The sequence below is a fragment of the Clostridium sp. 1001283B150210_160208_E6 genome (genome assembly GCF_015669365.1).
Lineage (GTDB): Bacteria > Bacillota > Clostridia > Clostridiales > Clostridiaceae > Clostridium > Clostridium paraputrificum.
The window spans coordinates 22959-44991 of record NZ_JADPAA010000008.1; the positions used below are offsets into that span (position 1 = coordinate 22959).

20 protein-coding genes and 1 tRNA gene are annotated in these 22033 nt (G+C 28.6%); 17 read left to right on the forward strand and 4 right to left on the reverse strand.

The window, feature by feature from the left end; translation table 11 throughout:
• Nucleotides 1-100 precede the first annotated feature (100 nt).
• The 3 genes from I4V16_RS09890 to I4V16_RS09900 all read left to right on the forward strand — a co-directional run bounded on the left by I4V16_RS09890 (nt 101) and on the right by I4V16_RS09900 (nt 2464).
• Complete coding sequence (locus I4V16_RS09890) at nt 101-940, forward strand: HAMP domain-containing sensor histidine kinase (protein WP_242974231.1); 840 nt, start codon at nt 101-103, stop codon at nt 938-940.
• A 71-nt stretch (nt 941-1011) separates the two neighbouring features.
• Nucleotides 1012-1086 (forward strand) — tRNA-Arg (locus I4V16_RS09895).
• Between the two features lie 235 nt (nt 1087-1321).
• A complete protein-coding gene (locus I4V16_RS09900; protein ID WP_180269501.1) occupies nt 1322-2464 on the forward strand; it encodes a DUF1887 family CARF protein in 1143 nt (380 codons plus the stop codon).
• Here the strand turns inward: I4V16_RS09900 and I4V16_RS09905 are convergent.
• The gene (locus I4V16_RS09905) at nt 2461-3357 is read right to left on the reverse strand and encodes a phosphatidylserine decarboxylase (RefSeq protein ID WP_049177347.1); all 897 of its coding nucleotides are present in this window, start codon (nt 3355-3357) and stop codon (nt 2461-2463) included. The genes I4V16_RS09900 and I4V16_RS09905 overlap by 4 nt on opposite strands.
• Before the next feature lie 332 nt (nt 3358-3689).
• On the opposite strand from I4V16_RS09905, the gene I4V16_RS09910 reads away from it, so the two are divergent.
• Nucleotides 3690-5438: a ferredoxin hydrogenase gene (locus I4V16_RS09910; protein ID WP_099329196.1), complete on the forward strand. Its 1749-nt coding sequence runs from the start codon at nt 3690-3692 to the stop codon at nt 5436-5438.
• A gap of 59 nt (nt 5439-5497) precedes the next feature.
• The gene (locus I4V16_RS09915; protein WP_099329197.1) at nt 5498-5701 is read left to right on the forward strand and encodes a heavy metal-associated domain-containing protein; all 204 of its coding nucleotides are present in this window, start codon (nt 5498-5500) and stop codon (nt 5699-5701) included.
• A 195-nt stretch (nt 5702-5896) separates the two neighbouring features.
• On the opposite strand, the gene I4V16_RS09920 is transcribed toward I4V16_RS09915, so the two are convergent.
• A complete protein-coding gene (locus tag I4V16_RS09920; RefSeq protein WP_195572851.1) occupies nt 5897-7492 on the reverse strand; it encodes an ATP-binding cassette domain-containing protein in 1596 nt (531 codons plus the stop codon).
• Nucleotides 7493-7684: 192 nt separating this feature from the next.
• On the opposite strand from I4V16_RS09920, the gene ybaK reads away from it, so the two are divergent.
• Nucleotides 7685-8155 (forward strand): Cys-tRNA(Pro) deacylase, encoded by a 471-nt coding sequence (gene ybaK / locus I4V16_RS09925; protein ID WP_049177352.1) that lies wholly within the window; start codon nt 7685-7687, stop codon nt 8153-8155.
• A 95-nt stretch (nt 8156-8250) separates the two neighbouring features.
• Here the strand turns inward: ybaK and I4V16_RS09930 are convergent, their stop codons facing one another.
• Nucleotides 8251-8898: a hemolysin III family protein gene (locus I4V16_RS09930; RefSeq protein WP_049177354.1), complete on the reverse strand. Its 648-nt coding sequence runs from the start codon at nt 8896-8898 to the stop codon at nt 8251-8253.
• Nucleotides 8899-9112: 214 nt separating this feature from the next.
• Here I4V16_RS09930 and I4V16_RS09935 point away from each other — a divergent pair, with 214 nt between their 5' ends.
• The 3 genes from I4V16_RS09935 to I4V16_RS09945 are packed head-to-tail and all read left to right on the forward strand — an operon-like array spanning nt 9113 to nt 11902.
• Entirely contained in the window at nt 9113-9697 is a 585-nt protein-coding gene (locus tag I4V16_RS09935; protein ID WP_099329199.1) for a DUF1836 domain-containing protein, read from the forward strand.
• Nucleotides 9698-11398, forward strand: coding sequence for an ABC-ATPase domain-containing protein (locus tag I4V16_RS09940; RefSeq protein WP_049177356.1), 1701 nt, complete (start codon nt 9698-9700; stop codon nt 11396-11398).
• Between the two features lie 18 nt (nt 11399-11416).
• Nucleotides 11417-11902, forward strand: coding sequence for a hypothetical protein (locus tag I4V16_RS09945; protein ID WP_099329200.1), 486 nt, complete (start codon nt 11417-11419; stop codon nt 11900-11902).
• 32 nt (nt 11903-11934) lie between these two features.
• Here the strand turns inward: I4V16_RS09945 and I4V16_RS09950 are convergent, their stop codons facing one another.
• Nucleotides 11935-13278, reverse strand: coding sequence for a YjiH family protein (locus I4V16_RS09950; protein ID WP_195572853.1), 1344 nt, complete (start codon nt 13276-13278; stop codon nt 11935-11937).
• 222 nt (nt 13279-13500) lie between these two features.
• Between I4V16_RS09950 and I4V16_RS09955 the strand changes: the two genes are divergently transcribed.
• From I4V16_RS09955 to I4V16_RS09990, 8 genes are all read left to right on the forward strand, one after another.
• Nucleotides 13501-14361: a Cof-type HAD-IIB family hydrolase gene (locus I4V16_RS09955; RefSeq protein ID WP_099329201.1), complete on the forward strand. Its 861-nt coding sequence runs from the start codon at nt 13501-13503 to the stop codon at nt 14359-14361.
• A gap of 108 nt (nt 14362-14469) precedes the next feature.
• Nucleotides 14470-15312, forward strand: coding sequence for a YitT family protein (locus I4V16_RS09960; protein WP_195572855.1), 843 nt, complete (start codon nt 14470-14472; stop codon nt 15310-15312).
• A 197-nt stretch (nt 15313-15509) separates the two neighbouring features.
• Nucleotides 15510-16922 carry a glycoside hydrolase family 1 protein gene (locus I4V16_RS09965; protein ID WP_195966670.1) on the forward strand — a complete coding sequence of 471 codons (1413 nt, stop codon included), beginning with the start codon at nt 15510-15512 and terminating at the stop codon, nt 16920-16922.
• A gap of 407 nt (nt 16923-17329) precedes the next feature.
• Nucleotides 17330-18406 (forward strand): AI-2E family transporter, encoded by a 1077-nt coding sequence (locus I4V16_RS09970; protein WP_195966671.1) that lies wholly within the window; start codon nt 17330-17332, stop codon nt 18404-18406.
• A 41-nt stretch (nt 18407-18447) separates the two neighbouring features.
• Nucleotides 18448-19257: a glutamate 5-kinase gene (gene proB, locus I4V16_RS09975; protein ID WP_195966672.1), complete on the forward strand. Its 810-nt coding sequence runs from the start codon at nt 18448-18450 to the stop codon at nt 19255-19257.
• Nucleotides 19258-19273: 16 nt separating this feature from the next.
• A complete protein-coding gene (locus I4V16_RS09980; RefSeq protein WP_049177366.1) occupies nt 19274-20518 on the forward strand; it encodes a glutamate-5-semialdehyde dehydrogenase in 1245 nt (414 codons plus the stop codon).
• Between the two features lie 88 nt (nt 20519-20606).
• Nucleotides 20607-21050 (forward strand): GNAT family N-acetyltransferase, encoded by a 444-nt coding sequence (locus I4V16_RS09985; protein ID WP_049177367.1) that lies wholly within the window; start codon nt 20607-20609, stop codon nt 21048-21050.
• Nucleotides 21051-21156: 106 nt separating this feature from the next.
• Nucleotides 21157-21966, forward strand: a complete 810-nt coding sequence (locus I4V16_RS09990) for a helix-turn-helix transcriptional regulator (RefSeq protein ID WP_111937725.1) — start codon at nt 21157-21159, stop codon at nt 21964-21966.
• The last annotated feature ends 67 nt before the right edge of the window (nt 21967-22033 follow it).

Below are 22033 nucleotides of genomic sequence, written 5' to 3' on the forward strand. Positions count from 1 at the left end.
AATTGTCTTAATGATTTGAATGTGATAATATGTATATATAATTTCAAATATATGGAAAAAATGCGAGATATAATTTAATTGTATAATGAAGGGGATTAATATGACAGAGAATATTTCTATAAATAACATGACTAAAGAAGAGTTGGTAGAAAAAATTAATGAGCTTAATGGGAAAATTAAATTACAAGAAGATTTTCTATTAAATATATCACATGATTTAAGAAGCCCTATAAATGTAATATTAAGTATACTTCAATGTTTTAAATACACTAAGTCTGAAGATAAAAAAGAAGAATATAATGAAATAATAAAAAGAAATAGCCTAAAGATAATTAAATTAATTGATAACCTAATAGATACTACAAAATTAGAGAATCAATATTATGAATTAAATAAAAAGAATATAGATATAGTATGTGTTGTAGAGAATATAGTTGATTCTATAGAAAAGTATTCACAATGTAAGAATATACAAATGGTATTTGATACTAATGTGGAAGAATGTGTAGTAGCGGCAGATCCTAATGCAATAGATAGAATAGTTATGAATTTATTATCGAATGCCATAAAATTTGCTCCAAGTAATTCTGATATATTAGTTAATATTATAAAAAATAATAATACAGTAAATATATCAGTAGAAGATCATGGTCCAGGGATACCTAAAGTTGAGCAAGAACTTATATTTAATAGATTTAAGCAATCTACATTAAATAAGGAAAATGAGTATAAAGGAAGTGGAATTGGATTAGATTTGGTTCACTATCTAACTAGATTGCATAATGGAGATGTAAAGTTAGAAAGTATTGAAGGAAAGGGCTCAAAATTTACTGTATCTTTACCTATAACATTAGTGGATGGAAAAAAGAATTATAATGATTTATTTAAAAGAGATAAAGTAGAAATGTTAGAAATAGAGTTTTCAGATATATACCTTTAAATAATTACCATTAATTAGTCTTGATATATTTCAGCCTTTATGATAATATAATTTTGTTATTTATATTATATGGGGTGTTAGTTAAACGGATATAACATACCGCTACGGACGGTAGATTATGGGTTCGATTCCTGTACGCCCTGCCATTAAGAGAGTCTTTTTTAAGACTCTCTTTTTTTATATCTAGGAAAGTATAAAATTTTAATTAGCTATAAATCAAAGGCATTATTACATTTTCATACCTTTTTTAATTTTTTAGAAATATTTCGTTTGAACAATTTGTAGGTAACTTAAAGGTAGAATTAGAAGTCTAATATATGGATTAAAAAATGGCTAATTGGTTAAATTAAAATGGAGAATAATGAGAAGGAAGATAGTTTGATGAAATTTAATTTGCTTATTAACCAATTAGATGAACATAATGAAGTTGGAATTTTATTAGCTCAAAAATATAAAATAAAATCTGTAGTAATGCTATATAGAAATAAAGAAAAAAAGAAATTAGATAAATTTAAAGAATTGTATTTAGATTTAAATAGAATAGAAGTAATTGATGAGTTAATAGAGGAAGATAATTATGATAATCTTAAAAATATAATTTCAAAATACAAAGAAGAAGAGATAATAATTAATCTTACAGGTGGTAATAGAATAACATCTTTAATAATGTTAAAAATAGCAATTGAATTAAATTTACAGTGTGTTTATGTAGATTTATTGAAAAAGAGAAGATACATTTTTGATAAGGAGTATAGAATAATAGAGCAACCTTTAGAGGATATAAGTATATCTGATGCTATACATCTGTCTGGAGCTAATATAACATTAGATTCTACTAGTTTGGCAGAAAAAAGCGATATTCAAGAGTTTACAAAAGCAATATTAAGTAATTTAGATATATGGCATAAATATAAACAGAAGTTATATGATAATAATATTTTTAAACATGATTACAAAGATACTTCAAGGATAAACATAAATAAGTGTCTTGTAGAAAATGAAGAGTTTAAATTAATTTATAGTATATTGAATTATTTAAAAGAAAAGAATGAAATTGAGTTTATGGAAGATAAGGACAATATTGAAGTAGTATTTAAAAATGATTATTTAAAGGGATTTATATTTAAGAGTGGTACTTGGTTAGAAGTATTAACTACACTAGTAGTTCAAAGTATTGAAGATATTGATGAGGTAAAAAGCGGCTTAACATTTTATTGGGGTGATGACTTAAAAAGAGTACGTAATGAATTAGATGTTGTAGCTATAAGAGATTCAGTTTTAATATGTATATCATGCAAAGATAGTGATAAGTATGATGAAGATGCCTTAAATGAACTACAGGTTTATAGTGAAAGGTTAGGGGGAAGAAATGCTATAAAAATATTGGTTGCTACAAAGCAGCCTGTAAAAAAGACTGTATTAGATAGAGCAAAAGAAATGAATATTAACATAGTTATTTTAGATAAAAATATAGATATATTTAAGAAGGTATTAATAGACTTGATAAAAAAGAAGACAGTTTAATCTGTCTTCTTTTTATGTCCTATTTTTTCACCTAATTGAACTTTACATTCAAAACCAAAGTCAGTTTGAGCAAGGATATCTTCATCAATTTCAATCATATCCTTTTTGAAGAATAGTATTGTTGTTGAACCACCAAATTTAAAATATCCTTTTTCTTGACCTTTAAGGACCTTTTTACCAGGTTCATAAGTTTGAATTATTGTACCAACACAAGTTGCACCAACTTCTATATGAATAATATCCCCAAAATTTTCAGATTCAAAAATTGACCATTCTCTTTTATTTTGGCAGTATAACTTTGGAATTCTTTCTAAGGCTGTAGGATTTACAGAATAGTAAGAGCCATCAATAAAGTGACTTTCTTTAGGTATACCATTATCAATAAAATGAAATCTATGATAATCTGTAGGACAAAGTCTTAACACCAAACAAGTACCACCTTCATATTGGTAGGCTACCTTACTATCTCCTATTAATTCAGAGAGACTATAAGTAATTCCTTTTACTTGTACAAGCTTATTCATAGAGATATTTTCATAAGCAAAAAGCCTTCCATCTCCTGGAGATACTAAAATATCTGAATTCATATCTATAGGTCTTGAATTGGTATTAAGTTCTCTAATGAAGAAATCATTGAATGATGAAAAATCATTAGGTTTTTTAATAGCCATATCAATATCTATATCAAAGTCTTTTATGAATTTAGGGATTTTCTTTTTACTAAGTTTTGTATCACAGTATTTTCCGTATATCTTTGACACTAGTTTCTTTTTTATCATTAATTCTGTAAGGCTTTTGCCAATAGGCGATTCATAACACCACTTTATATATTTTGATCCAGCTACTTTTTCTATCTCATAAGAATCTTTTTTTCTATCGTAAATTTTTATCATATATTACCTCACGCAAATATTAAAATATTCTATTCTAAATTAAAGTTTACCACATAGTTTTATTGTAAACAAAATTTATAATACTATTAAAGAAAGAAAAATGAAGTTATTTATAAAAATTCAATTATATTCTTATGAAAAGTATACTTCAACAACATTGGCTTTAATTCACATTGAACTAATTCTTTTTTAGCGTTAAAATAAAGGTGATGAACAGTTTGATAAAAAATTAACGAATTGTCTGAAAATTACAGGTTTTTCAAATTTATATGATAAACTAGAGGAAGAAAATAGAATTTTGATTTATAAGAAGAAATTTATGGAGGTACAGGATGAAGAATATCATAATCAATGATAAGGTGTGCAAAGCAACGGAAGGTAAAACAGTATTAGAAGTTGCAAGAGAAAATGGAATTGACATACCTACTTTATGCTACTTAAAGGAATGCGGTAATGTTGGTAAATGTGGTGTATGCGCAGTTGAAATTGAAGGGAAAAATAATCTGGCTTTAGCTTGTTTAACAAAAGTTGAAGATGGAATGGTTGTAAGAACTGATACAGAAAAGGTTCAAGAAAGAGTAAAAGCAAGAGTTTCAACAATACTTAATAAGCATGAATTTAAGTGCGGTCCTTGTCCTAGAAGAGAAAATTGTGAATTATTAAAGTTAGTTATAAAAACTAAAGCTAAAGCAACTACTCCTTTTGTTGTAGAAGATAAAGAAGAGTATGTTGATGTTAGAAGTAAGTCTATAACAATAGATAGATCAAAATGTATTTTATGTGGAAGATGTGCAGCAGCATGTACTGAAAAAACAGGTACAAGCTCTATTAAGTTAGTAAATGTTAATGGTAAAAGAATAGTTACTCCAGAAGAGCAAAAATGTTTTGATGAAACAAATTGTTTATTATGTGGTCAATGTGTAGCTGCTTGTCCAGTTGGCGCTTTATCAGAAAAAACTCATATTGATAGAGTAAAAGAAGCTTTAGAAGATCCAGAAAAACATGTAATAGTAGCTATGGCTCCTGCTGTAAGAACAGCAATGGGAGAACTATTTAATATGGGCTATGGAGTTGATGTAACTGGTAAGTTATATACTGCATTAAGAGAATTAGGATTTGATAAAATATTTGATATAAATTTTGGCGCCGATATGACTATTATGGAAGAAGCTACTGAGCTTTTAGAAAGAATAGAGAAAAAAGGTCCATTCCCTATGTTTACATCATGTTGTCCAGGCTGGGTAAGACAAGTGGAAAATTATTATCCAGAGTTATTAGAAAATTTATCTTCTGCTAAGTCGCCTCAACAAATTTTTGGTACAGCAAGTAAGACATACTATCCTCATATAACTGGAATAGCTCCAGAAAAAATATTTACAGTAACAATTATGCCATGTACAGCTAAGAAGTTTGAAGCAGATAGAGAAGATATGGAATTTGATGGATTAAGAAATATAGATGCAGTTTTAACTACGAGAGAGTTAGCTAAACTTATAAAGGAAAAGAAAATTGCTTTTGCTAAGCTAGAAGATAGTGAGGCAGATCCTGCAATGGGAGAATATACTGGAGCAGGAGCTATATTTGGAGCTACTGGTGGGGTAATGGAAGCTGCTATAAGAACTGCAAAAGAATTTGTTGAAAAGAAGGAAATAGAAAACTTAGATTATACAGAAGTAAGAGGATTAAATGGAATTAAAGAAGCTTCTGTAAATATAGGTGGAGAAGACTATAATGTTGCAGTAATTAATGGTTCTGCCAACTTATTTGAATTTATTGAAAGTGGAAGAATGAATAGCAAGGAATATCACTTTATAGAAGTTATGACATGTCCAGGTGGATGCGTAAATGGTGGTGGACAACCTCATGTTAATAATTTAGAGAGAGAAAAAGTTGATATTAAATCAGTAAGAGCATCTGTTCTTTATAATCAAGATAAGAGTGCGAAGAAGAGAAAGTCACATGAAAATGTTGCTTTAATGAAAATGTATGATGAGTATATGGGACAACCAGGTCATGGAAAAGCTCATGAACTATTACACTACAAATATAAGAAAAAAGAAGCTTCAGAAGAAGTTATTTAATATAAAAATGTGAACTTGAACATACTATTAATGTTAACTTGTGAAAAGGAGAAATAGTTATGAATAGAGTTCACTATGAAGTAAATAATTTAGTTAATTCAACAAGTAAAACACAGCTTAAGAATGCTCTAGATAAAGTAGAAGGGGTTCAAAACGTTTGTGTTGATATGGCAAGAGGCACTGTAGAAGTTATTTATAGTGATGAAGCTAATGAATCAAAAATTAAAAGTTGTATAGAAGATTCAGGATTCAATGTTGAATAATAATAAGAGCTGTACGAATTTTAGTACAGCTCTTATTAGTTAAAATAGAATTTCTAAATTAAAGATTAAAAATATATATTTATATATTTTTAAGAAGTTAAGAAGTTAAGAAGTTATAGGGAAAATGCGGTTTTGAAGCAAATTGGTAAGAAGCAAATAAAAATAGGTTTCGTAAAAATACGAAACCTATTTTTATTAGTTTATTGCATTAGAAAATTCTAAGTATTCATCAAATGTCATATTTCTATCAACTATAGAACCATCATACTTAATATCAATAATTCTATTTGCTATTGTTTGAACGAATTGGTGGTCGTGTGAAGCAAATAGTATATTACTGTTGAAGTCTTTAAGACCATTATTTACAGCTGTAATTGATTCAAGGTCTAAGTGGTTTGTAGGCTGATCTAGCATTAATACATTTGCATTTGAAAGCATCATTCTAGATAGCATACATCTAACCTTTTCTCCTCCTGATAAAACAGAAGCTTCTTTTAATGCTTCTTCACCAGAGAATAACATTCTTCCTAAGAATCCTCTTATATAACTTTCTGCCTTTTCATCAGAGTATTGTCTTAACCAATCAACTAATGATAAGTGGCAATCATTGAAGTATTGAGAGTTATCTTTAGGGAAGTATGCGTTAGTTATAGTAATTCCCCACTTAAATTCTCCGCTATCTGCTTCCATTTCTCCAGCTAATATTTTAAATAGTGTAGTAACAGCAATTTCATTACCTATTAAAGCAATTTTATCACCTTTGTTAACCATAAAGTTTACATTGTCTAAAACCTTAACTCCGTCAATAGTTTTAGATAGGTCTTTTACTGTTAATATATCATTACCAACTTCTCTTTCAGGTTTAAATCCAACGAATGGATATCTTCTGCTAGATGGTTGAATATCATCTAAAGTAATTTTATCTAATAACTTCTTACGAGATGTAGCTTGCTTTGACTTAGATGCATTAGCACTAAATCTTGCAATAAAGTCTTGAAGTTCTTTAATTTTTTCTTCTTTCTTCTTGTTTTGATCCTTAGCCATTTGTAAAGCTAATTGACTTGATTCATACCAGAAGTCGTAGTTACCAACGAATAACTTAATTTTACCAAAGTCAACATCAGCCATATGTGTACAAACTGTATTTAAGAAGTGTCTATCATGGGATACTACTATAACAGTACCCTCAAATTTTGATAAGAAATCTTCTAACCAATTTACAGCCTTAAGATCTAAGTGGTTTGTAGGTTCATCTAGAACTAGAACACCAGGGTTACCAAATAAAGCTTGAGCTAAAAGAACTTTAACTTTTTCAGCACCTGTTAATTCTGAAACCATTTTGTAGTGAGATTCAGTTCCAATTCCTAAACCTTGAAGTAGGGATGAAGCTTCAGATTCTGCTTCCCATCCATTTAAGTCTGCAAATTCACCTTCTAATTCAGAAGCTCTTATACCATCTTCATCGCTGAAATCTGGCTTTGCATATAATTCATCTTTTTCCTTCATAATTTGGTAAAGTCTTTCATTACCCATAATTACAGTTTCTAAAACTTGATAATTATCATATAGGTTATGTTCTTGTTTTAATACAGACATTCTTGTATTTGGAGCCAAAATAACTTCTCCTGTATTTGGTTCAACGTCACCAGATAAAATCTTAAGGAATGTAGATTTACCTGCACCATTTGCGCCTATAACACCATAGCAGTTACCTGGAGTAAATTTTAAGTTAACATCTTCAAATAATTTTCTACCGCCATATCTTAAGCTAACATTAGATACTGTTATCAATAATTTCTACCTCATTTCATTTATTATTTCATTCAGTTATTATAACATAGAATAACGCTTTAATCGACAAGCAGAGTTTTTAATATAAGTAAATTTTTACTATAAGATAGAAAAAGATAGAACTTAGAATATTTTAAATGAAAATTATTAGGAGTATAATAATAAACAAGAACAATTATGAGGAGTAGAGCTATGCAAAAAACGAACGCAATGAGAATTTTAGATAAAGCAAAAATAAAATATAATACATATGCATACGAAGCTGGAGATGGTCATATTGACGGGGTATCTGTTGCAAACAAACTTTCACAAGATGTAAGTATGGTATTTAAAACATTAGTTGTACAAGGAAACTCAAGAGAATTATACGTATTTGTAATTCCTGTTAGTGAAGAATTAAATTTAAAAAAGGCTGCAAAAGTTGCAGGTGAAAAGAATGTTGAAATGATACACGTAAAAGATATAAATAAGTATACAGGATATATAAGAGGTGGATGTTCACCTATAGGAATGAAAAAGTTATATAAAACATTTATACATGAGTCTGCTAAAGGATTAGAAAAAATTATTTTCAGTGGTGGAAAGATAGGAATGCAAATTGAAGCAAATCCAGATGATATATTAAATTTAATTAATGGAAAGTATGAAGATTTAATAATGTAAAAAGAGAAAGCAAGTTGGCAATGGAGGTAGCCAAATGCTTTCTTTTATTAATTCATTAATTTGGAACTTATCCGAATTAATGAAGAGTAGGCTTATTACAATATATATTTAAAGAAACATATGAAGTGGCATAGGGAACCAAGCATTATGAATATATGGAATATTTCATGTCCACCAAAAGCTCCAATTCTTAGTTTATCAGATTTAATAGCATAGATAACTCCACCTATAGTATATAAAATTCCACCTAAAACTAATAAAAATATAGCTATAGGATTAAGGGCTTTTGATAAAGGATAAATTGCAAATATAGCAAACCAACCAATGGTTATATACATAACACTACTAACCCACTTAGGACAAGTAATCCAAATCATTTTGAAAATTATTCCTAAGACACCTGTAGTAGCTACAATTCCAAAAAGAATATATCCAGTTTTATTGTGTAATGCTAGCAGACAAGGTGGTGCATAGGAACCAGCTATAAGTATAAATATCATTGAGTGATCCAATCGCTTTAATGTTTTTATTACTTTATCGCTAGATATAACAGAGTGATAAGTTGCGGAAGCAGAATATAAAAGAATCATACTTAATCCAAATATAATTGCAACAGCATATTCAAGTAATGTTCCATTATCTAATGAAATTTTTATTATCATAAGTATTAGACCTATTAATGAAAGTATAGCCCCTATAAGATGAGTTAATCCGTTAATTGGTTCTCTAAGATATTTATCCATAAAATCCTCCAATCTAAATCAGGTAGTTTTAATAACTACTTGAAATCATATTTAAATTATTATATATAGATATATTATAGTCAAATCTAATAAAAAAGTTTCATAGCTGTTCTAAATAATAAAGTATACCATTTTCTTGAAATATCTCTTATTTACTATTAAAATTGAAATATAACAATAAGTAGTTTTTAAAACTAGTTTAAGGAGATTTACTATGATTGAAACAAGAGTTGATGAAATAATAAAGAAGTTAGCTTTAACTGAAAGAGTAGAAGAGAAAGATATACCAGAAATAGATTTATATATGGATCAGGTAATTCAAATATTTGAACAAAAGCTATCTAGCTCGAAAAGGAAGGAGAATGATAAGGTATTAACTAAAACAATGATTAATAATTATGCTAAAGCAAAGTTATTAATGAGTATAAAAAATAAAAAGTATTCCAAAGAACACTTATTATTGATGAGTATGATATATGATTTAAAAGGATCTCTATCAATAAGTGATATTAAAGACTTATTTGATAATATAGTAAAAAAGTATGATGAAGATAAAGAATATGATTTAAGAAATCTGTATAAGTTATATTTAAATATAACTAATTCTAATTATGAAGATTTTTTGGGAAATATAGATAAACAGATAAAGTGTGTAAAAGGAATTATAGATGATAGTGAAGAATTTAATGAGTATGAAGAAAAGTTCTTATTTATATGTTCTATGGTTTCAATGAGTAATATGTATAGAAGGGTAGCGGAAGCCATGGTAGATGAATATTTTGCAGAAGGTGATAAATAAATGAAGAACTTAAATGAATTAAGAAAAATGCTTTATGATATAGATGGTAGAGGTTATAAGGCATATAAGTCGTTAGAAGGAATATACGACTTCAATAACTACAAATTAGCTATAGATCATGTTCAAGGGGATCCATTTGCATCCCCATCTAGAGTTAGAGTAATAATGAGTCAAAAATATTCTCAAATACCTAATAATTTATTTGATAACTATAATAAAAAAGTTGCAGTTCAAGACTTTTTAGTTAGAATTTTCTACAAAAATATAAATAAGTATAGTTCAAAGGTTTTTGGATCGGGAAAAAGTGGATTGATTTCTATTAGTAAGTGTACTCAGGAGATATTAGATAGAACAGCTATATTAATAGATAATGATAAGGTAGAAGTAAGAATAGAAGTTGGTTTTCCTTCAAGGGGGAGAAGTGTATTATCTAGAGAACTAGAAAAGATATTATATGAGTATCTTCCAAAGATAATAGATGATTCAATAATTTATAACAATCTTAATAAAGATGCTTTAAAGAAAAGAGTAGAATTAGTTGAAGATCAACAATATATAAGGCAAAGTTTAGAAGAGCATGGGTTGGTTGCTTTTATAGGAAATGATTCAATACTACCAAGAGAAAGTGGGATATCTTCAAAGCCTCTTAAGAATGGTATTAAATTTATTTCGCCAAAGGAATTAGAGGTAAGCTTTAATACTCCTAATTCAGGGGAGATCAAAGGTATGGGAATACCTAAAGGAATAACTTTAATTGTTGGTGGAGGATATCATGGTAAATCTACTTTACTAAAGGCATTAGAGCTAGGAGTATATAATCACATTGAAGGTGATGGAAGAGAATTTGTAATAACTAATGATTCTGCAATGAAAGTAAGAGCAGAAGATGGAAGGGTTATTCATAAGGATGACATATCGTTATTTATAAATAATTTACCCAATAAAAAGGATACAAAGAACTTTGTAAGTGATAATGCAAGTGGAAGTACATCACAAGCAGCTAATATTATTGAGAGTATAGAGTCTGGATCAAAGTTAATTTTAATTGATGAAGATACATCAGCAACTAATTTTATGATTAGAGATGATATAATGCAGAAATTAGTAGCAAAAGATAGCGAACCAATAACTCCTTTTATTGAAGTAGCTAAAGCATTATATGAACAAATAGGGTTATCAACTATAATTGTAGTAGGTAGCTCCGGAGATTATTTTGATATAGCAGATAATGTTATACAAATGGAAGCTTATGAGCCAAAGGTCGTTACAAATGAAGCTAAGGAATTAAGTAGTGGTAAAATCCTAGAAAGAATAAAAAATAATAATATTGAAATAAATATTGATTTTAATAGAGTAGTAAAAAAGGGTAGTATTGAAAAGGGACCTAAGGGAGTAAAGGTTAAAGGACTTGGACTTGATGGTCTAAGTATTAATAAGGAAAATATAGACCTTAAATTAGTAGAACAATTAGTAGATAGTGAACAGGTATATGCAATAGGAGAGATAATTAAGTGGGCTGAAGATAATATTATAGATAATAAGCTAACGCTTAGAGAAGTAGTAGATAATATTATGAGTTATATAGATAAGAATGGATTAATAAAAGTAAATAAAATTGTTGGTGGAAACGGAAGATTATCAAAACCAAGACGTCAGGAGATTATGTGTGCATACAATAGATTTAGGCTATTAAAGTTATAAAGTATGGAGAGAAAAGGTATGGGGTGTAATTATTATATTATAGATTCTGCTTATGGAAATAAAAGTAGGTATAATATAAAAGATGATAGTGGCAAAAGTTTATTTTATTATTGTATTAGTGATGATGATAATAATAAATTTGAGTTATTTGATTTAGAAAATAATGAATTAATACTTACTACATGTAGTGTTAATGATTTTGAATTCCAAAAATATAGTGTATCCGATGATAAAGGAAGAAAAATTTTTAATATATTTAAAAATTATTACTTTACAAGTATGAATATAAGAGGGATATTTGGAGATTTTACAGTAAGTAAAACAGTAACACATAAGAGAAGTTTTGAATTGTTAAAGAATGGATTAGTCATAGCTAATATAGATGAAAAAAATAAGTTTAACGATAATCACCTTAGTATAAGAATTAATAAGGATGAATTTGCATTAGTAGCACTAGTAGTTTATTTACTTATAGATATTAATGGATTATTCGATAGATATTAAAATAAGCCAAGTTTTACTTGGCTTATTTCTATTTAAAAGATTATGTTTGCTATCAATGTAATAATAGGTAGAGTAACTAAAGTTCTTTGAATAAAGATTATTATTAAGTCTTTTAAGTTAACAGGTATCTTTGAACCTAATAATAAGCCCCCTACTTCTGACATATATATTAGCTGAGTTACTGATGTTGCAGCTATTATAAATCTAGTTATTTCACTTTCTATTGAAGAGGCTAATACTGAAGGAATAAACATATCAGCAAATCCAACAACTAATGTTTGAGAAGCTTGTACGGCTTCAGGAATTCTTAGTAATTCTAAAAGAGGAATAAAAGGCATTCCAAGTAGTTGGAAGAATGTTGTATATTCAGCAATCATAACTGCAATTCCGCCCATAGCCATAACAACAGGTAAAACACCTATCCACATATCTAAAACATTCTTAAATCCATCTAATAAAATCTTTTTAACACTAGCATTTTCTTCAGCTTTGTTTAATGCATTATATAATCCCCATGAGAAAGTAGTGTATCCTTCTGGAATTAAATCAACATCTCCCTTTTTAGAGCTTCCATCAATATATGTATCTGGTTTTCTTGAAAGAGGAGGTATTCTAGATATAATTATTGCTGCTATAATACCAGCTAAAGTAACTGTTATGTAAAAAGGAACAAACATGTGAGATAGCCCAACTTGAGATATAACCATTAAACTAAAAGTTATAGATACTGCAGAAAAAGAAGTACCTATTATTGCTGCTTCCTTTTTAGTATAAAATCCTTCTTCGTATTGTTTACTTGTTAAAAGAATTCCTATTGTTCCATCCCCTAACCATGAAGTAATACAATCTATAGATGATCTTCCAGGTAATTTAAATATAGGTCTCATTATTTTTGTAAATAATGCACCAACGAATTCTAATAATCCATGATTAAGTAGAAGTGGAAGAAATAAACCTGCAAATAAGAATATTGATGCTAATACTGGTAGTAGATCAAATAAGATCATAGAGCCAGTACTTTCAGACCATATAAATTCAGGTCCAATTTTAAAATAGGACATTATAGCAAGTACCATTCCAGTTATCCTAGCAAAAAGCCAGATTGGTGAAACAGAAAAAAGTTCATTTAAAACTTTATTTTTAGGTTTTATAAGCTTTACCAAAATACTTCCTAAAGCGGAAATTGAAATAAGTGATACAGCAATTAAAGGAAGAACATTACCAATTAAATTAACTGTATAGTTAGAAAGAAAAGCTATTGGTATAGTAACTTCACCACCTATATTTATAGGTATCATAAAAAGTAGTATACCTATAATAGAAGGAATAAAAAATTTTAAAAAAGATGAAATTTTTATATTTGAATTTTTATTCATTTTTGTCTCCTTTAAATTTATAATTATGCAATGATTATATTTTATTATACTTTCTACAAAAAAGATAGTATAAATAATCAAAAATATTTAATAATTATATAGAAATATTAAAAAAATAAAGAATTAATTATCGAAAGTATGTAGTGGAAGTATTAAATAATAGTACTAGACAACATCTGATATAATATTAAAGGAATGTTAATGAAAAGGGAGGATATGAAGTTGATAAAGGTAATAGCGTCAGATATGGATGGAACATTATTAAATTCTCAGCATGATATAACAGAAGAGAATGTAAAGGCTATATTAAAAGCTAAAGAGTTAGGAGCACATTTTATAGTAGCAACAGGAAGAATGTATGATGGTGTAAAACCTTTTATGGATAAGCATGGAATAAAGTGTGAGTATATACTTATGAATGGTGCAGAGTTTAGAGATGAAAATGGTGAGCTTATTGAAAGCATAAGTATGGATAAAAGAAAAATAAAAGATATACTTAATATTCTTTGTAAAGAAGATTTAATAGTTGAACTATATACTGGTGATGGTTCATATACAACAAATACAAAGGAAGAAGCTTTAAAAGAAATGGTTTATAGGGTACAAAACTTTGAAAAGGTTCAGGACTATGATAAAGCCTTAGAAATAGCTAAGGAGCATGAGCATTTTAAAACACTTAAGTATATAGATGATATTGATAAGTTCATAGAAAGTAGTATAGAAATAAGAAAAATAATTACATTTAGCAATGATGAAGAAATTATTAAGAAGACTAAGGTAGAGTTAAATGATATTGGGGGCTTAGCTGTTTTATCATCTTTTATAACTAACATTGAGATAACAGATGAAAGAGCTCAAAAGGGTTATATATTAAAGAAAGTTACTGAGAAGATGGGAATAAAAAATGAAGAAGTTATAGCTTTTGGAGATAGTTTTAATGATTATTCATTATTCACTGAATTTGAAAAAGCATATGCTATGGAAAATGCTATTCCAGAGATAAAAGAAATCGCTAAAAATATAACGGATACTAATGATAATAGTGGAGTAGCTAAAGCTATATATAAAGAGTTAGGGATTTAGAAATATTTAATTCTTATATAAAAAAATTAAATTATCTATTCTAACCTATAAAATAAATACTATTGTGTTAATATATATTGTAGATAAATACATAATAGGGGGAACAAGATGAAAAAGGTAAAAGAGTATGTGATTATAACATTTGGAGTATTATTGGTAGTAGCTTCATTTATATTTTTCTTTTTTCCTAATAATATAGCATGTGGTGGAGTATCGGGGTTAGCTTTAGTATTACATGACATAACTGGAATAGAGTCAGGAATTATTATGTTTGTTGCCAATATAATATTATTTGGTGTTGCATTTATATTTATTGGTGGAGAGTTTGGAATAAAGAGTATTTATGCAGCATTTGGTCTTTCAACAATACTTTCTATAACTGAAAAATCAGGAATATCATTTGCATTAACAAACAACTTAATACTTGCAACTATTTTTGGTAGTGCATTATTAGCTATGGGAACAGCTATAATGTTTACTCAGGATGCCTCTACAGGTGGAACTAGTATAATAGCTAAATTATTAAGCAAGTATTTTCATATTGGATATGGTATGGGACAGCTTATATCTGATTCTATAGTAATATTACTTGCTATGCATACATTTGGTATGGAGCTAGGGTTATTTGGATTATTAAGTGTTTACTTAATTGGAACACTAATAGATAAATTTATAGATGGTTTTAATTCTTGTAAACAAGTACTTATTTTTACTCAAAAGGAAGAAAAGGTTGTAGAATACATTAATAAAGATGTAGATAGGGGTTGCACTGTATTTAAAGGTAAAGGCGGATATACGGGAAGAGAAAATACTGTTATATTAACTATTTTAAGTAGAAGGCAATTTATACAATTAAAGCAATTTATAAAAAAAGAAGATCCAGAAGCATTTATAACAGTTAATGCTACAAGTGAAGTTTTAGGAAAAGGATTTATGAATTTATTAGAATAAATAAAAGCTTGCTGATACGGCAAGCTTTTTTTAACGTCTAGAAAATTATAAAAATTTTTAAGTAGCGAAATCTTATGGATACAGAGCTTGAGCGGTAAAAAAACTGTTTGGGTACAGTGTGAGTAAATGGATGTGTAAATCAGAAGAAACATGAATTAGAATGAAGGTATAGAAGGGAAAATTAGGAGGTATAAAATATGTATCATAAAGTTGAGAGTAAATTTCCAAAGAATTTTTTATGGGGGGCATCTACATCAGCCTATCAAGTAGAAGGCGCTTATAATGAAGATGGAAAAGGAGCATCAGTACAAGATACTAAAACGCTACCAGAAGGAACAGCTGATTTTAAAGTATCAAGCGATCATTATCACCACTATAAAGAAGATATAGCACTATTTGCAGAAATGGGTTTTAAAACTTATAGATTTTCAATATCATGGACAAGAATTATTCCAAATGGCACTGGAGAAGTTAATAAGAAGGGTATAGAATTTTATAATAATTTAATTGATGAGTTAAAGAAGTATGATATTGAGCCATTAGTAACAATGTATCATTTTGATTTACCAGATGTATTACAACAAAGAGGAGGATGGTCTAACAGGGATACAGTAGATGCTTTTGTAGAATATGCAAAGGTATTGTTTGAGAATTTTGGAGATAGGGTTAAGTACTGGTTAACTATAAACGAACAAAATATGATGATTTTACATGGTGCGGCAATAGGTACTGTAAATGAGGGTTGTGAAGATATACAAAAAGAGTTATATCAGCAAAATCATCATATGATGCTTGCGCAAGCTATGACTATGAAGTTATGTCATAAGATGGTTGAAGGTGGTAAGATAGGACCTGCACCAAATATAAGTGCTATATATCCGGCATCACCAAAACCAGAGGATGTACTAGCTGCTCAAAATTTTAATGCAATAAGGAACTGGCTATACTTAGATATGGCTGTATATGGAAGATACAATGCAATAGCATGGAGCTATATGAAGGAAAAGGGAATTGAACCTAAGATAGAAGATGGAGATATGGAAATATTAAAGGGGGGAGATCCTGACTTCATAGCATTTAATTATTATAGTACATCTACAGTTAGGGAAAGTAAAATTGATGATTCAGAAGGTAAATTTGTTGGTGGGGATCAACAAATTGCTACAGGAGATTTAGGAGTATTTAATGGAGCACACAATGATTTCTTAGAGAAAACTGAATTTGGATGGGAGGTAGATCCAGTAGGATTTAGAACAACATTAAGAGAGATATATGGAAGATATAACTTACCATTAATAGTAACTGAAAATGGTTTGGGAGCTTATGATAACTTAGAAGATGGTGATACTATAAATGATGATTATAGAATTGACTATTTAAGAAAGCATATAAAGCAAGCAAAACTTGCTATAACTGATGGCGTAGAGTTATTAGGTTATTGTCCATGGTCTGCTATAGATTTAATTAGTACACATCAAGGATTTAAAAAGAGATATGGTTTCATATATGTGAATAGAGATGAGTTTGATTTAAAAGATTTAAGAAGAATAAGAAAGAAGAGCTTTTTCTGGTATAAGAATGTAATTAAATCAAATGGAGAAGAAATATAGTGCTGTATGGGTACAGCGTTTAAATTTTACGGTTTATATTAAAAAGTATATATATTAAAATTGAGGTAGAGATAGCTGAATTAAGCCATCAAGCTAAAGTTATTTAAAGAAAGTATGAAACTTGCCAAGATTAATTAATCTTTGATAACTTTAGACTCATGAAATAATACTATCCCCAGTATTATTCTGTATTAAAATTTCTATTAATATTAAAAGGAGTTTAGATGATTATCTAAACTCCTTTTAAATTTATTCGGAACCTTTAGCCATCATATTAATAAAAGTAAACGTATTGAAAGGTTCCTATAAAAACCGTAAGGTTGTGAAAAAATTTCATATAACTATCTCACAAATAGAATTTTTAATTGTTTTATGGATAAACTAACCCTAACAAAGGAGAGTTTATTATGGATAAAAAGAAAGTTATTAACAATTTAATTATAGCTAACTTAACAATATTTTTCTTATATATGTTGGATAAATTTAGTATAATACATGAATTTTTAGAGGTTATATTATTAGTAATAGTAGCACCTATAATATTTGGGGTATTTCTTTTTTATATTCTAAAACCATTGAATGATATATTCATAAGAAAAGGAATGAAAACTTCAAAGGCAGCTTTATTAACACTATCAATAACAGCATTTATATTAGCGGCTGTTATTAGATATTTTGGAGAATACCTTGTAGTTCAGTTATTACAACTTAAATCACTAATACTAACTTATATAGATAGAAATCAGATATCTGAATTTACTAATGATGTTATGAACAATGATAGTATACAATCATCAATAAGTTCATTATGCACAGGAATAATGAATTATATTTCATTATTAGTTACAAATGCTAAAGATATATTCGATAAAGGAATGATGTTATTTTCTAATGTGTTATTAGTTATATTAATTACATTCTTTTTATTAAGGGACGGTCATAATTTTAAAAATGTTGTTTTAAAATATTGCCCAGGAAAATATAAAGATACTGTTGAAAAATTATTGCCTAAATGCGATGATATTCTATCTACATATATAATAGGTCAGGCTATAGTAGCATTATCTTTAGCAACTATGGTTTTTGTGGGGTACATAATAATAGGTATGCCTAGTGCATTATTATTAGCATTTACTACATTCATACTAGCTTTTATTCCATTTGTAGGATTTTTTATTTCTATGATAATTCCATATATAGTTGCAACAATAATAGGCTTTAACATGTTGATAAAATTAACATTGTTATTTATAATAGCTCAAACATTAAAGGGAAGAGTAGTTGTTCCATTTATAATGGGAAAAACAATGAATATACATCCAATTACTGATATATTTTTAGTAGTAGGTGGAGCAGCAATAGGAGGACCATTGGTTGCCTTTTGCATAGTACCAATATATTCTTTATTAAAATTAATAATAAAAAGCTTTATAGAAAGTAAGGACGTAAAGATCCCTTTTATTGATAAGATAAAAAAGGTATAGTAATATAAATATTATAAATAAGATATTAAGGGGATGTAGAAATGGGCTTTCGTAAACAATTAAAAGAAGTAAAAAGGGTAGTAGTTAAAGTAGGAACTTCAACGCTAACTTATGAAAATGGAAATATTAATTTAACAAGAATTGAAAGATTAACAAGAATATTATCTGATATGATGAATTCAGGTAAGGAGGTTGTACTTGTTACATCTGGTGCAATTGGAGTTGGAGTAAGCAAATTAAAGTTAAAAGAAAAGCCCAAGACTATAAGAGAAAAACAAGCAGTAGCAGCTGTAGGACAATGTGAATTGATGCATATATATAGTAAATTCTTTGGTGAATATAGCCATGTTGTAGGACAGGTTTTACTTACTAGAGATGTTGTTGAGGATGATCACATAAGAGAAAATGTATGCAACACATTTGAAACATTATTAGAAAATGGAATAGTTCCAATAGTAAATGAAAATGATACGGTTTCTATAGATGAAATTGAAAATATAGTTAGATTTGGGGATAATGATAACCTATCTGCAATAGTAGCAGGATTAGTAAAAGCAGATCTTTTAGTAATATTATCAGATATAGATGGGTTCTACGATTCAGATCCAAGAAGTAATGAAAATGCAAGGATGTTAGAAATAGTAGAAGAGGTTACTCCTGAATTAGAAGAATGTGCTGGTGGTGCAGGATCCAACTTAGGAACTGGAGGAATGATTACTAAGTTAACGGCAGCTAAAGTTTCTGCAGATGCTGGAGTTAATATGGTATTAGCTAATGGAAGTGAACCAAATATATTATTAGATATATTAGCAGGAGAAAACGTTGGTACTTTATTTTTAGGTAAAAAGTAATATAAGGGGGCAAAAAATGAGTAAATTAATTTTAAAAGGGCAAAGAGCAAAAGAAGCATCATATGAACTTATGAATGCAACTACAACACAAAAGAATGAAGCTTTACTTAAGATGGCTGAAAAACTTCTAGAAAATAAGGATTATATAATAAAAGAAAATAAGAAGGATTTAGACAGGGCTATTGAAAAAGGTACTACTGAAGCTATGTTAGATAGACTAAAGCTAGATGAAAAAAGATTAGCTGATATGGCAGATGGATTAAAGGAAGTAGTAGCATTAGCTGATCCAGTTGGGGAAGTTACTTCAATGTGGAAGAGGCCAAATGGATTACAAATAGGTAAACAAAGAGTTCCTATGGGGGTAATAGGAATAATATATGAAGCAAGACCTAACGTTACTTGCGATGCAGCAGGGTTATGTTTAAAGACTGGTAATGCAGTTATATTAAGAGGTGGTAGTGAAGCTATAAATTCTAATATGGCTATAGTTAAGGCTTTAGTGGAAGGAATAAAGGAAGCAGGACTTCCAGAGTATTCATTACAACTAGTAGAAGATACAAGTAGAGAAGTTGCAACAGAAATGATGAGGTTAAATGAATATATAGATGTGCTTATACCAAGAGGGGGAGCAGGTCTTATACAAGCTGTAGTAAAAAATGCTACAGTACCAGTTATTGAAACTGGAACAGGGAACTGTCATGTTTATGTTGATTGTGATGCAGATTTAGAAATGGCTAAAAATATAGTTATAAATGCAAAGACAAGTAGGCCAGCTGTTTGTAATGCAGAAGAAAAGCTTCTAGTAAGTGAAAAGGTTGCTGATAAATTTATACCTATGGTTATTAATGCATTAAGAGAAAAGAATGTACAAGTAATAGGTGATGAAAAGGTTAGAACTATAATAGAAGATGTTCAGGCAGCAACTGAAGAAGATTGGGGAAAAGAATATCTTGATTATATTATTGGAGTTAAAATAGTTAAAGATGTAGATGAAGCTATTTCACACATAAATAAGTATGGGTCAGGACATTCAGAAGCAATAGTTACTAAGAGTTATGATAATTCTCAAAGGTTTTTGCAAAGAGTAGATGCTGCTGCTGTATATGTTAATGCATCAACAAGATTTACTGATGGAAGTGAATTTGGCTTTGGCGCTGAAATAGGAATAAGTACCCAAAAGTTACATGCAAGAGGGCCAATGGGATTAACTGAATTAACAACTACAAAATATATTATCTATGGGAATGGACAAATAAGATAAATTTTTAAGAAGCTACTAAGGTGGCTTCTTATATTTATATATTTTTAAAAATATAAATATCTAGATAGTTAGGAGAGAATATTTAAGAATGAACTGGAAGATAAAAAGATTTTATGATTTAACGCTAGATGAGTTATATGAAATTTGTAAAGTAAGGTATGAAGTCTTTGTATGTGGACAGAAAATTTATCAAGAGAATGATTTTGATGATGTTGATAAAAAGGTATTTCATATATTTTTAGAAGATGAAGGGAAGATAGTTGCTTATGCTAGATTAATTCCTAGTGGAATAACATATGATACTGCAGCTATAGGAAGAGTATTAGTATTAAATGAATATAGAAGAAAGGGAATTGCTTCTGAATTAATGAAAAGAAGTATTGAATTTATACAGAAGGAATTAAAAGAAAATAAGATTACTTTGTCTGCTCAACTATATGCCAAGGATCTTTATGAAAAAGTTGGTTTTAAGGTGGTTTCAGATGTATATGAAGAAGTTGATATACCTCACGTAAAAATGATTTTAGAATAAAGTAGTTGAAAATACACAGTTGCAACTGGTGGTTGACAAAAAGAAAGGGATAGTTGGTAGAGTTTTATATGAAAAGTTACTATAATTCTTCATGGAGGTGAGAGGCATGCAATTAGGTGAGAAGCTGCAATTATTAAGAAGTAGGAATGGAATATCTCAGGAAGAATTAGCAGAGAAATTAGGGATATCAAGACAATCAGTTTCAAAGTGGGAATCTGGACAATCGATACCAGATTTAAAGAAATTAATAATATTATCAGATATATATAATGTTACTATTGATAGTTTAGTTAAAGATGGTGATGAGTATGATATATTACAAGAAACAGATGCTAAGGTAATAGATAATGATACTAAATCAACTCAAGTTATTATAAATCTTCACGGAGGAAGATTAGAGTATGAATATAAGAGCAAAAGGACATTACTTGGCTTACCACTTATTCATATTAATATAGGCAAAGGATTTAAGAAAGCCAAAGGAATAGTTGCTATAGGAAATATATCATATGGAATTGTATCAGTAGGTATTATTTCTTTAGGAGTATTAAGTTTTGGTTGTATGGCCATAGGTATAATTAGTCTAGCAGCTATATCAATAGCATTACTTCTAGCTATTGGTGTTATATCTATAGGAACTTTTTCAATCGGAGCTATATCTATTGGAATTTTTTCTATGGGAGCGCTATCTATAGGAAAATATTCAATTGGAGCAGCGGCTATAGCATCAGATATAGCCATAGGAGATTATGCAAGAGCTAATATAGCTATAGGAAATAAAGCACAAGGAGCAAATGTATTACCATTAGATACTCCAATAGAAGATATAAAAATGTTAATAAAGAAAGAATATCCTAATATAAGTGCTTGGCTTAAGAATTGTGTTGAATTCTTCGTTAGAAATATTAAGGTGTAGACAAGATAAAAATTAAAAGGTTAGTTATTTATATTAAATAACTAGCCTTTTTTCTTATTGCTTTAGT